The sequence below is a fragment of the Streptomyces formicae genome (genome assembly GCF_002556545.1).
GTDB lineage: Bacteria > Actinomycetota > Actinomycetes > Streptomycetales > Streptomycetaceae > Streptomyces > Streptomyces formicae_A.
In genome coordinates, this window is the sequence record NZ_CP022685.1 from 5,510,078 (window position 1) to 5,522,568 (window position 12,491).

The window sequence follows — 12,491 nt, forward strand, 5'->3', positions numbered from 1 at the left end:
AAAAGTGGAGAACCTGATTGCGCTGCTCGTCGCGGCGCCTCTGCTCGGAGCGGCCGTACTGCTGTGCGGCGGGCGGGCGTTGGACCGCGTGGGCCACTGGCTCGGCACGCTGCTCGCGGCCGCCTCCTTCGTCATCGCCGTCGTGCTGTTCACCGACATGCTGGGCAAGGGCGCCGAGGAGCGCTCGCTGTCGCAGCACCTGTTCAGCTGGATCCCCGTGGAGGGGTTCCAGGCGGACGTCGCCTTCCAGCTCGACCAGTTGTCGATGACGTTCGTCCTGCTGATCTCCGGTGTGGGCACCCTGATCCACATCTACTCCGTCGGGTACATGGAGCACGACGAGCGGCGCCGCCGCTTCTTCGGCTACCTGAACCTGTTCCTCGCGGCGATGCTCCTCCTGGTCCTCGCCGACAACTACCTGCTCCTGTACGTCGGATGGGAGGGCGTCGGCCTCGCCTCGTACCTCCTGATCGGCTTCTGGCAGCACAAGCCCAGCGCGGCCACCGCCGCGAAGAAGGCCTTCCTGGTCAACCGGGTCGGCGACATGGGCCTCTCGATCGCCATCATGCTGATGTTCACCACCTTCGGGACGTTCGCCTTCGGGCCCGTCCTGGAGTCCACGGGTGACACATCGGAGGGCAAGCTCACGGCCATCGGCCTGATGCTGCTGCTCGCCGCGTGCGGCAAGTCCGCGCAGGTGCCGCTGCAGTCCTGGCTCGGTGACGCGATGGAGGGCCCGACCCCGGTCTCGGCCCTGATCCACGCCGCCACCATGGTGACCGCGGGCGTCTACTTGATCGTCCGTTCCGGCGCGATCTTCAACGGGGCGCCCGACGCGCAGCTCGTCGTCACGGTGGTCGGCGCGGTCACGCTCCTGTTCGGTGCGATCGTCGGTTGCGCGAAGGACGACATCAAGAAGGCCCTCGCCGGGTCGACGATGTCCCAGATCGGCTACATGATCCTGGCCGCGGGCCTCGGCCCCATCGGCTACGTCTTCGCGATCATGCACCTGGTGACGCACGGCTTCTTCAAGGCCGGGCTCTTCCTCGGCGCCGGTTCGGTCATGCACGGCATGAACGACGAGGTCGACATGAGGAAGTACGGCGGCCTCAGGAAGTACATGCCGGTCACCTTCGTGACCTTCGGGCTCGGTTATCTCGCGATCATCGGCTTCCCGGGGCTCTCCGGCTTCTTCTCCAAGGACAAGATCATCGAGGCGGCGTTCGCCAAGGGCGGCACGGAGGGCTGGATCCTCGGCTCGGTGGCGCTTTTGGGCGCGGCCATCACCGCGTACTACATGACGCGCGTGATGATCATGACCTTCTTCGGAGAGAAGCGCTGGCAGCCCACAGCGTCTGATAGCGGCTCCGCCGCGGGGTCCGGCAACGAGCCGCACCCGCACGAGTCGCCGAAGTCCATGACGATCCCGATGATCGTGCTCGCCTTCGGGTCGGTCTTCGCGGGTGGCTTCTTCTCCATCGGAGACCGCTTCATGCACTGGCTGGAGCCGGTCACCCAGCACTCCCACGGGGACTCGCCGCTGAGCGCCGCGACGGTCACGGGCGCCACCATGGTGGTCCTGGTCATCGGTGTGGCCCTGGCCTACGTCCAGTACGGCCGCAGGCCCGTCCCGGTCACCGCACCGCGCGGCTCCTTCGTCACCAGGGCCGCCCGCCGCGACCTCCTCCAGGACGACTTCAACCACGTCGTCCTGGTGCGCGGCGGCGAGCACCTCACGCGGTCCCTGGTCTACGTCGACCACACCCTGGTCGACGGAGTCGTCAACGGCACCGCGGCCTCGGTCGGCGGCCTCTCCGGACGGCTGCGCAAACTGCAGAACGGCTACGCCCGCTCCTACGCGGTCTCGATGTTCGGCGGCGCTGCGGTACTCATCGCCGCGACCCTGCTGATGAGGGCGGTCTGATACCGATGTCCTTTCCTCTCCTGACAGCGACGGCGGCCCTGCCCGCGGTCGGCGCGATCGCCACGGCGGCCGTCCCGGCCGCCCGGCGGAGCGCCGCCAAGTGGCTCGCGCTGCTCGTCTCGCTCGCGACGCTCGCGCTCGCCGTGACCGTGCTCGTGCGGTTCGACCCGAACGGCGACCGCTATCAGCTCACCGAATCGCGTTCCTGGATCGCGGACTTCGGGGTGCGCTACGAGCTCGGGGTCGACGGCATCGGTGTCGCCCTCATCGCGCTCACCGCGCTCCTGATGCCCTTCATCATCCTGGCGGGCTGGCACGACGCCGACCCCCTGGAGACGAAGTCGTCCCGGTGGCGGCCGACTCAGGGCTTCTTCGCCCTGATCCTGGCCGTCGAGGCGATGGTGATCATCTCCTTCGAGGCCACCGACGTCTTCCTCTTCTACATCTTCTTCGAAGCCATGCTCATCCCGATGTACTTCCTCATCGGTGGCTTCGGGGACCGCGCCCACTCGGGCAGCGACGAGAAGGCAGCGGCCCAACGCTCGTATGCGGCGGTCAAGTTCCTCCTCTACAACCTCGTCGGCGGCCTGATCATGCTGGCCGCGGTCATCGGGCTCTACGTGGTGGCGGGGAACTTCTCGCTCCAGGAGATCGCCGAGGCCCGCGCCAACGGCACGCTGGACATGGCGACCAACACCGAGCGGTGGCTCTTCCTCGGCTTCTTCTTCGCCTTCGCGGTGAAGGCGCCGCTGTGGCCGCTGCACACCTGGCTGCCGAACGCGATGGGGGAGTCCACCGCCCCGGTCGCCGTACTGATCACGGCGGTCGTCGACAAGGTCGGCACGTTCGCGATGCTGCGCTTCTGCCTCGGACTCTTCCCCGAGGCGAGCAAGTGGGCGACGCCGGTCATCCTCGTCCTCGCCCTGATCAGCATCATCTACGGAGCGCTGCTCGCGGTCGGCCAGCGCGACATCAAGCGCCTGGTGGCGTACGCGTCGATCTCGCACTTCGGGTTCATCGTCCTCGGCATCTTCGCGATGACCTCGCAGGGGCAGTCCGGCGCGACGCTCTACATGGTCAACCACGGCATCTCGACGGCCGCCCTGATGCTGGTGGCGGGCTTCCTGATCTCGCGGCGCGGTTCGCGGCTCATCGCCGACTACGGAGGCGTGCAGAAGGTGGCGCCCGTGCTCGCGGGCACCTTCCTGATCGGTGGCCTCGCGACGCTCTCGCTTCCCGGGCTCGCGCCGTTCGTCAGTGAATTCCTGGTCCTGGTCGGCGCGTTCGCGCGCTACCCGGTGGTCGGGATCATCGCGACGGTCGGCATCGTGCTCGCCGCGCTCTACACCCTCGTCCTCTACCAGCGGACGATGACGGGCCCCGTGAAGGCGGAGGTCTCCGCCATGCCGGACCTGCGGGTGCGGGAACTGGTCGTCGTCGCCCCGCTGATCGCGCTCCTGATCGGCCTCGGGGTCTACCCGAAGCCGCTCACCGAGCTGGTGAACCCGGCGGTCAAGCACACGATGTCCGACGTACAGAAGAAGGACCCCAAGCCCGAGGTGGAGGCGGCCAAGTGAGCGCATCAGCCGTCCACAGCCTGTGGACAACGGCGGCGGCAGGACCGATCGACAAGATCGACGCGCCTAAGATCGAGTATGGGCAGCTGTCGCCGGTGTTGATCGTCATCGGCGCGGCCGTCATCGGAGTGCTCATCGAAGCCTTCGTCCCGCGCAAGTCCCGTTACTACGTTCAGCTGTTCGTGTCCGTGGTCGCGCTCGCGGCCGCCTTCGCCGCGGTCGTCGGGCTCGCCGCCCGCGGCTTCGGTACGACGAAGGCGCACATCGCGGCGATGGGCGCGATCGCCGTCGACGGACCCGCGCTCTTCCTGCAAGGCACGATCCTGCTGGCCGGAATCGTCGCGATCTTCACCTTCGCCGAGCGGCGCCTCGACCCGGTGGCCCACGGCAACCGCGTCGACTCGTTCGTGGCGCAGGCGGGCGCCGTGCCGGGCAGCGAGGGCGAACAGGCCGCCACGAAGGCCGGGTTCACCACCACCGAGGTGTTCCCCCTCGCACTCTTCGCCGTCGGCGGCATGCTCGTCTTCCCCGCGGCCAACGACCTCCTGACGCTCTTCATCGCGCTGGAAGTCTTCTCCCTGCCGCTCTACCTGCTCTGCGCGCTCGCCCGCCGCAAGCGCCTGATGTCGCAGGAAGCCGCCGTCAAGTACTTCCTGCTCGGCGCCTTCGCCTCGGCGTTCACGCTCTTCGGCATCGCGCTCCTGTACGGGTACGCGGGCTCGGTGTCGTACGCGACGATCGCGAACGTCGTCGAGGGCAACGTGAAGACCGTGGACCCGGCGCTCGCCGACACCATGGGCAACGACGCGCTGCTCCTGATCGGCGCCGCGATGATCGTGATGGGGCTGCTCTTCAAGGTGGGCGCCGTGCCGTTCCACATGTGGACGCCGGACGTCTACCAGGGCGCCCCGACGCCCGTCACCGGCTTCATGGCGGCGGCGACGAAGGTGGCCGCGTTCGGCGCGCTCCTGCGGCTCCTCTACGTGGTCCTGCCGGGACTGCGCTGGGACTGGCGCCCGGTCATGTACGGCGTCGCGATCATCACGATGCTGGGCGGCGCGATCGTCGCGATCACCCAGACCGACATCAAGCGGCTCCTGGCGTACTCGTCGATCGCGCACGCGGGATTCATCCTCGCCGGTGTCATCGCGACGACTCCGGAGGGCGTCTCCTCGGTGCTCTTCTACCTGGCCGCGTACTCCTTCGTGACCATCGGCGCCTTCGCCGTCGTCACGCTGGTGCGCGACGCGGGCGGCGAGGCCACGCACCTGTCCAAGTGGGCGGGGCTCGGTCGCAGGTCCCCGCTGGTCGCCGCGGTCTTCGCGGTCTTCCTCCTCGCCTTCGCGGGCATCCCGCTGACCTCCGGGTTCTCCGGGAAGTTCGCGGTGTTCAAGGCGGCGGCGGAGGGCGGCGCGGGCGCGCTTGTCGTGGTCGGTGTGCTGTCGTCGGCGATCGCCGCGTTCTTCTACATCCGCGTGATCGTGCTGATGTTCTTCAGCGAGCCGAAGCCGGAGGGACCCACCGTCGCGGTGCCCTCGCCGCTGACGATGACGGCGATCGGCGTGGGCGTCGCGGTGACGCTGGTGCTCGGTGTGGCCCCGCAGTACTTCCTGGATCTGGCGGGTCAGGCGGGAGTCTTCGTCCGGTAGCCCCGCTCTTCCGTGCGTCGCCGCCCGGCACCCCGTTCGACTGGGGTGCCGGGCGGTGGCGTGTGGTGGGGGCGAGCCTGTGGATAACTTTCCTGGCTGTCGGTGCGGAGCCCTATCGTGGAGGGCAGTGGTCGAGGCAGGACGTGCGACGGGGACGACCGGTACGGCGGGGGACAGGGCGATGGATGGGATCAGTGGCATGAGCGAGGTGACGGCACCGGACCCGGTGGCGGGTTCGGTGACGCAGAGCGACGCGCTGCGGACGCTCCATCGCGTCTTCGGGTACGACGCGTTCCGTGGCGAGCAGGAAGGGATCATCGAGCACGTGGTGGGCGGCGGGGACGCCGTCGTCCTGATGCCCACGGGCGGCGGAAAGTCCCTCTGCTACCAGATCCCGGCCCTGGTCAGACCGGGCACGGGAGTCGTGGTCTCGCCGCTCATCGCGCTCATGCAGGACCAGGTGGACGCGCTGCGGGCGCTCGGCGTGCGGGCGGGGTTCATCAACTCCACGCAGGACTTCGACGAGCGGCGCGTGATGGAGGCGGAGTTCCTCGCGGGCGAGCTCGACGTGCTGTATCTGGCACCGGAGCGGCTGCGCCTGGACGCCACCCTGGACCTGCTCTCGCGGGGCAGGATCTCCGTCTTCGCGATCGACGAGGCGCACTGCGTCGCGCAGTGGGGCCACGACTTCCGGCCGGACTACCTGGCGCTCTCCGTGCTCGGCCAGCGCTGGCCCGACGTGCCCCGCATCGCGCTCACGGCGACGGCCACGCACGCCACGCACCGGGAGATCACCGAGCGGCTCGGCATGCCCGACGCCAAGCACTTCGTGGCGAGCTTCGACCGGCCCAACATCCAGTACCGCATCGTGCCCAAGGCCGAGCCGAAGAAGCAGCTCCTGTCCTTCCTGAAGGAGGAGCACGCGGGCGACGCGGGCATCGTCTACTGCCTCTCGCGGAACTCGGTCAAGAAGACCGCCGAGTTCCTCTGCAAGAACGGCATCGAGGCCGTCCCGTACCACGCGGGTCTGGACGGCGGGACGCGTGCGCGGCACCAGTCCCGCTTCCTGCGGGAGGAGGGCCTCGTCGTCTGCGCCACGATCGCCTTCGGCATGGGCATCGACAAGCCGGACGTCCGCTTCGTCGCCCACCTCGACCTGCCGAAGTCCGTCGAGGGGTACTACCAGGAGACGGGCCGCGCGGGCCGCGACGGGGCGCCGTCGACGGCCTGGATGGCGTACGGCCTGCAGGACGTGGTCCAGCAGCGGAAGCTGATCCAGGGCGGCGAGGGCGACGAGGCGTTCCGGCGGCGGGCCGCCTCGCACCTGGACTCGATGCTGGCGCTGTGCGAGACCGCCGAGTGCCGTCGTGCCCAGCTCCTGACCTACTTCGGCCAGGAAGCGGGCGCGCGCTCCTGCGGCAACTGCGACACCTGCCTCACCCCGCCCGAGACCTGGGACGGCACGGTGGCGGCGCAGAAGGTGCTCTCCGCCGTCGTGCGCCTGCAGCGCGAGCGCGGCCAGAAGTTCGGCACGGGCCAGATCATCGACATCCTGCTCGGCAAGCGGACCGCCAAGGTCATCCAGTTCGACCACGACCAGCTCTCCGTCTTCGGCATCGGCGAGGAGCTGGCGGAGGCCGAATGGCGGGGCGTGGTCCGGCAGTTGCTGGCCCAGGGGCTGCTCGCGGTCGAGGGGGAGTACGGCACGCTGGTGCTCACCGAGACGAGCGGTTCCGTCCTCGGCAGGGAGCGCGAGGTGCGGCTGCGCAAGGAGCCGAAGCGGGCCCCGGCGGCGCGGGCGTCCAAGGGCGAGCGCAAGGCGAAGTCGGCGGCGGCGGTCGCCGAGCTGCCCCAGGAGGCGGTCCCGCTCTTCGAGGCGCTGCGCACCTGGCGCGGCGCCCAGGCCAAGGAGCAGGGCGTCCCGGCGTACGTCATCTTCCACGACGCCACACTCCGCGAGATCGCCACGCTGCGCCCCACGGCGGTCGCGGATCTGGCGGGCATCAGCGGCGTGGGCGAGAAGAAGCGGGCGACGTACGGAGAGGGTGTGGTCGGGGTCGTCGCGGAGTTCCTCGGCGGGGCGCCCGCCGCGGTGGGCACCGCGTCGGCCGCACAAGGCGCGTCCGCCGCGTCCGAGCCGCCGCTGAGCGATGACGTGGAGCCGGACTGGGCGGAGGAGGAGCCGGACTGGTGAGCGCGGGCCCGACGCGCAGGCCCGGCAGGTAGGCCCACGCGTAGGCCCGACGCGCTCCCGGTCGGCACCGGAGGACACCGGTGCCGACCAGAAGGGGCTGCTGCCCAGGGGGGGCTGTCCAGCGGGCGTCAGACGGCTGTCGCCCGGGGCTGTCTCACCGAGCCGCCGTGATCCGTCCCGTCACCTCGCCGAGGCCCACCCTGGTCCCGTCCGGGCCCGGTGCCCACGCGGAGAGCGTGACCTCGTCGCCGTCCTCCAGGAACGTCCGCTTGCCGTCCGGGAGTTCGAGGGGGTCGCGGCCGTTCCAGGTGATCTCGATCAGGGAGCCGTACTGACCGGCCGAGGGGCCGCTGACCGTGCCCGAGCCGTACAGGTCGCCGGTGCGCAGGGACGCGCCGTTGACCGTCATGTGCGCGAGCTGCTGGGCGGCCGTCCAGTACACGGTGGAGAACGGCGGCTCAGAGATCACCTGGCCGTTGAGGGTCACGGTCATGCGCAGGTCGTAGCCGCCGGGCTCGTCCGCCACCGACTCCGCGGAGTCGTCCAGGTAGGGCAGCAGCTGGTGGGTGCGCTCCGGAGGCGAGACCCGGGCCGTGTCCAGCGCCTCGAGGGGGGTGATCCACGCCGACACCGAGGTGGCGAAGGACTTGCCGAGGAAGGGGCCGAGCGGGACGTACTCCCAGGCCTGGATGTCGCGCGCCGACCAGTCGTTGAGGAGGCAGAGGCCGAAGACGTGCTCCCGGAAGTCCGCGAGCGGTACGGGGGTGCCGTGCGCGGAGGGGGCGCCGACGACGAAGCCGACCTCCGCCTCGATGTCGAGCCGCACCGAGGGCCCGAAGACGGGGGCGCTGTCGGCGGGTGCCTTGCGCTGGCCCGTCGGGCGCACCACCTCCGTCCCCGAGACCACGACGGTGCCCGACCGGCCGTGGTAACCGATGGGCAGGTGCTTCCAGTTGGGGGTCAGCGGAGTCGGCGCGTCGGGCCGGAAGATCTGGCCCAGGTGGGTCGCGTGGTGCTCCGAGGCGTAGAAGTCGACGTAGTCCGCGACCTCGAAGGGGAGGTGCAGCGTCACGTCGGAGAGGGGGTGCAGCAAGGGGCGTACGGCATCGCGGTGGGCCGGGACGGTCACCCACGCCGTCAGGGCGCGCCGGACGTCGGACCAGGCCGTGCGGCCCGCGGCGAGCAGCGGGTTGAGCGTCGGCCGCGCGAGCAGCGAGACGTAGGGGGAGCCGAGCGCGGCGGCCGCGGCGCCCGCGTCCAGGACGTACGAGCCGAGCCGTACCCCGACCCTGCGCAGGGCGTCGCCCTCCCCGGCCAGGGAGAACACTCCGTAGGGGAGGTTGTGCGGGCCGAAGGGGTCGCCCTCGGGCAGGCCGAAGGGGTCACCGTCGGGGAGGCCGCGGGAGTCGTCGGCGGCCGGGTCGAGCGGGGTCTGCTCGGACATGCGTACCTGCCTCGCTTTCCATAGGTGTGTGCCACACGTTACGTGTGGAGTCCCCTGTTTCGGCAGTGCCTAAAGAGTTCGCAATGTCCGAATAAGCCTTGCTGGAGTGGTCAATTCCGGCTTAGCGTCCTTTGGTGGGGGACGCGGACGGGGTGGGTCCGGGTCGGTAGGGGGCATACGTGGGGGGACCCGTGGCCAGGATGTCCGACAGCGCGCGACTCACACCGGACCGGAACGTTCCGGGATTGATCGTCAAGTTCGGTGGCTACCCGCTGCACCACGGCGGCGTGGCCGCCATCCGCACCCTCGGCCGCCTGGGCGTGCCCATGTACGCGATCACCGAGGACCGCTACACGCCGGCCGCCGTCTCCCGTCATCTCACCCGCGCCTTCCCCTGGCCGACCACCGGGACGGAAGAGCCGGCCCGCCTGGTCGACGGGCTGCTCAGGATAGGGCGCAGGATAGGCAGGCCGACCGTCCTCATCCCCACCGACGAGGAGGCGGCCGTCCTCATCGCCGAGCACCAGGACGAGCTGGCGGGCACCGGCACGGGATTCGGCGGATTCCTCTTCCCGAGGGTGGAAGCGGAATTACCCCGCCGCCTCGCGAGCAAGCAGGGTCTGCACGAGCTGTGCGAGGAGCACGGCATCACGTCGCCCGCCGCCTCGTTCCCCGAAAGCCGGTCGGACATAGCGGAGTTCGCCGCCACGGCGAGCTTCCCCGTGGTGGCCAAGAATCGCGAGGCGTTCACCCGGCGCAAGAGCCCGGCGGTGAACGGCACGACGCGGATAGAGACCCCGCAGGGCCTGCTCGAACTGGCCCGTGACTGGGGCGAGCGGCCCGGCGTGATACTGCAGGAGTACCTGCCGCGCGAGCAGGCGGAGGACTGGATCGTGCACGCGTACTTCGACGCCGACTCGATGCCGCGCGCGATGTTCACGGGCGTCAAGGTCCGCTCCTGGCCACCGCACGCGGGCATGACGGCGAACGCGTACGTCGTCGACAACCCGGAACTCGCCGACCTCGCCGCGCGTTTCATCAAGCAGATCGGCTTCACCGGCATCATCGACCTGGACCTGCGCTTCGACCGGCGCGACGGTCAGTACAAGCTGCTCGACTTCAACCCGCGCATGGGCGCCCAGTTCCGGCTCTTCGAGAGCGAGTCGGGCGTGGACGTCGTCCGTGCGATGCACCTGGACCTGACGGGCCGCGCCGTCCCGGAGGGGGAGCAGCGCGCCGGTCATCGGTACGTGGTGGAGAACATCGACCTGCCCGCCCTGCTCGCGTACCGCCGCAGCGGATACACGACGCCGCACGCGCCCACCCGCGCGAGCGGCACGGAGCTCGCCTGGCTGGCCGCGGACGACATGCGGCCGTTCTTCACCATGCTCGCCCGCTTCGTACGGCCGGGGGCGAAGCATCTGTACCAGCTGTGGCGGACCAACCGCCGGGGCAGCACGACCACGAAGTAGGCACACGCGTGAAGCACACGCACGCGTGAAGTGACGTCCTGGGGAGGGACTTCGTGATTCAACCGGTAGCAGTCATCGGGGCCGGGCCCTACGGCCTGTCCACCGCCGCCCATCTGCGGGCGCGCGGCATTCCGGTGCGGGTGTTCGGTGAGCCGATGGTGAGTTGGCGGGCGGGCATGCCCGAGGGGATGCTGTTGAAGTCGACCCCGGTGGCGTCGAGCATCGACGCGCCGCAGCGCGGGCACACCCTCGTGGACTACTGCGACGCGGCGGGCATACGGCGCCTGGTCACCGACGAGGACATCATCCCGGTCGAGACCTTCGCCGCGTACGGGGAGTGGTTCCAGCAGAAGCTCGTGCCCGATCTGGAGCGGGTCAAGGTCGTCTCCGTGGACCGGCGCGGCGGTGGGGGCTTCGAGCTGAAGCTGGACTCCGGAGAGCAGTTCACGGCGCGCGCGGTCGTCGTCGCCACCGGTCTCTCGGGCCTGGCCAGGATGCCGGGCGAGCTGGCCGCCGCCGTGCCGGACGGGCCCACCCCCACGGGCCCCGTCTCGCACAGCTCGCAGCTGCACGACCTGTCCCGCTTCTCGGGGCGCGACCTGATCGTGGTGGGCGCGGGGCAGTCCGCCCTGGAGACGGCCGTGCTCGCCGCGGAGGCGGGCGCGCGGGTGCGGGTGGTGGCCAGGGGCAAGGGCGCGGTGGCGTTCGGCGCACCGCCGTGGCGGCAGCCGAAGTTCCGCCCGGAGTCCCCCTTCGGCAGGGCCTGGTCCCTGTACGTGCTGAGCTACCACGCCGACCCCTACCGCCATCTGCCGCCGTCGGCACGGCACTTCCTGGTCCGGCGCATCCTGGGCCCGCTGGGCGCCTGGTGGCTGCGCGACCGCTACGACGGCACGGTCCAGACCCGCGAGGTGCGCCGCATCAGAGCCGCGCAGGTGCGGGACGGACAGCCCGTGCTGACCGTCGAGACGCACGCGGGCCGCGTGGAGGACCTCGCGGCGGACCACGTGGTGGCCGCGACGGGCTACCGCGTCGACATCGAGGCGATGGACTTCCTCGGCCACGGGCTGCGGGCCCGTCTCGCGGTCAGCCGCGGCACCCCGAGGCTCGGCGCGGGGTACGCGTCGTCCATACCGGGCCTGTACTTCACCGGGATGCTGGGCGGCTCGTCGTACGGGCCCGTGATGCGGTTCGTGTGCGGCACGGAGTTCGCGTCGCCGCGGCTCGCGCGGCACGTGGCGCAGGCGTACGGCTGAATCGGGCTTTTCGGACCGGGCGGACACTTTCCGGAATGCCAGCTTCCACTTTCTGGTGAACCGTGGGCTGCTCGGCCGCATCCGGCCTCACATGAGCCCTGTCAAGCCGCATACGCCAGGGCTCAGGGTCCGTATTCTCTCGATCATGGCCGCTCGGATCGCATATGCCCTCATCGCCACCGACCTGGACGGAACGCTGCTGCGCGGCGACGACACGGTCTCGGACCGGTCGCGGACAGCGCTCGCGCGGATGGCGGGCGCGGGGGCCCGGCACCTGGTGGTGACAGGGCGGCCCGCACCGAGAGTGAAGCCGCTCCTCGACGACCTGGGGTACGACGGCCTCGCCGTCTGCGGTCAGGGCGCGCAGCTGTACGACGCCCGCGCGGACCGCATGGAGTGGTCGGTGACGCTCGACCGCGAGCTCGCCGAGGCCGCGCTCGGGAAGATCGAGGCCGAGGTCGGACAGGTGTACGCGGCCGTGGACCAGGACGGGGTCGAGGGGCTCACGCTCATCGAACCCGGGTACGAGATGCCGCACCCCACGCTCCCCGCGGTGCGGGTGCCGGGGCGCGGCGTGCTGTGGGAGGAGCCCATCAGCAAGGTCCTGCTGCGCCATCCGACGCTCGCGGACGACGAGTTGGCCGCGGTGGCCAGGGCCGCGGTCGGCTCGCTCGCCACGGTGACGATGTCGGGCCCCGGCACCGTGGAGCTCCAGCCGTGCGGGGTGACCAAGGCGACCGGGCTCGCCCTCGCCGCCGAGCGGCTCGGCCTGACGGCGGACGACACGCTCGCCTTCGGTGACATGCCCAATGACATCCCGATGTTCGTGTGGGCGGCGCACGGCGTGGCCATGGCCAACGCCCATCACGAACTCAAGGCCGTCGCCGATGAGTTGACCCTGTCGAACGAGGACGACGGGATCGCCGTCGTCCTGGAGGGCCTGCTCGGACGCGGCTAGGGACTGCCCGGCGGAGG

General features: G+C 70.5%; 8 protein-coding genes. 7 read left to right on the top strand and 1 reads right to left on the bottom strand.

All coding sequences use genetic code 11. The features are described from left to right. Window positions 1–4: 4 nt before the first annotated feature. The 4 genes from nuoL (at window position 5) to recQ (ending at window position 7,344) form a co-directional block, all read left to right on the top strand. The gene (gene nuoL / locus KY5_RS23965; protein ID WP_098244180.1) at window positions 5–1,924 is read left to right on the top strand and encodes an NADH-quinone oxidoreductase subunit L; all 1,920 of its coding nucleotides are present in this window, start codon (window positions 5–7) and stop codon (window positions 1,922–1,924) included. A gap of 5 nt (window positions 1,925–1,929) precedes the next feature. Beyond that, window positions 1,930–3,501: an NADH-quinone oxidoreductase subunit M gene (locus KY5_RS23970; RefSeq protein WP_098244181.1), complete on the top strand. Its 1,572-nt coding sequence runs from the start codon at window positions 1,930–1,932 to the stop codon at window positions 3,499–3,501. Beyond that, a complete protein-coding gene (gene nuoN, locus KY5_RS23975; RefSeq protein ID WP_098244182.1) occupies window positions 3,498–5,150 on the top strand; it encodes an NADH-quinone oxidoreductase subunit NuoN in 1,653 nt (550 codons plus the stop codon). Before KY5_RS23970 ends, nuoN begins: the two co-directional genes overlap by 4 nt. A 199-nt stretch (window positions 5,151–5,349) precedes the next feature. Further along, a complete protein-coding gene (recQ, locus tag KY5_RS23980; RefSeq protein WP_098244183.1) occupies window positions 5,350–7,344 on the top strand; it encodes a DNA helicase RecQ in 1,995 nt (664 codons plus the stop codon). Between the two features lie 154 nt (window positions 7,345–7,498). On the opposite strand, the gene fahA is transcribed toward recQ, so the two are convergent. Further along, window positions 7,499–8,788, bottom strand: coding sequence for a fumarylacetoacetase (fahA, locus tag KY5_RS23985; RefSeq protein WP_098244184.1), 1,290 nt, complete (start codon window positions 8,786–8,788; stop codon window positions 7,499–7,501). 200 nt (window positions 8,789–8,988) lie between these two features. Between fahA and KY5_RS23990 the strand changes: the two genes are divergently transcribed. From KY5_RS23990 to KY5_RS24000, 3 genes are all read left to right on the top strand, one after another. Further along, window positions 8,989–10,260, top strand: a complete 1,272-nt coding sequence (locus tag KY5_RS23990) for an ATP-grasp domain-containing protein (RefSeq protein ID WP_098244185.1) — start codon at window positions 8,989–8,991, stop codon at window positions 10,258–10,260. A 53-nt stretch (window positions 10,261–10,313) separates the two neighbouring features. Continuing rightward, on the top strand, window positions 10,314–11,516 hold the full coding sequence (locus KY5_RS23995) for an FAD-dependent oxidoreductase (RefSeq protein WP_098244186.1): 1,203 nt from the start codon (window positions 10,314–10,316) through the stop codon (window positions 11,514–11,516). Between the two features lie 145 nt (window positions 11,517–11,661). Beyond that, window positions 11,662–12,474: an HAD family hydrolase gene (locus KY5_RS24000; protein ID WP_098244187.1), complete on the top strand. Its 813-nt coding sequence runs from the start codon at window positions 11,662–11,664 to the stop codon at window positions 12,472–12,474. Window positions 12,475–12,491 lie beyond the last annotated feature (17 nt).

Excerpts from the sequence above, each read along its gene's own strand:
- KY5_RS23970 (WP_098244181.1), top strand. The coding sequence starts at position 1,930 with ATGTCCTTTCCTCTCCTGACAGCGACGGCGGCCCTGCCCGCGGTCGGC.
- recQ (WP_098244183.1), top strand. The coding sequence starts at position 5,350 with ATGAGCGAGGTGACGGCACCGGACCCGGTGGCGGGTTCGGTGACGCAG.
- fahA (WP_098244184.1), bottom strand. The coding sequence starts at position 8,788 with ATGTCCGAGCAGACCCCGCTCGACCCGGCCGCCGACGACTCCCGCGGC.
- KY5_RS23990 (WP_098244185.1), top strand. The coding sequence starts at position 8,989 with ATGTCCGACAGCGCGCGACTCACACCGGACCGGAACGTTCCGGGATTG.
- KY5_RS24000 (WP_098244187.1), top strand. The coding sequence starts at position 11,662 with ATGGCCGCTCGGATCGCATATGCCCTCATCGCCACCGACCTGGACGGA.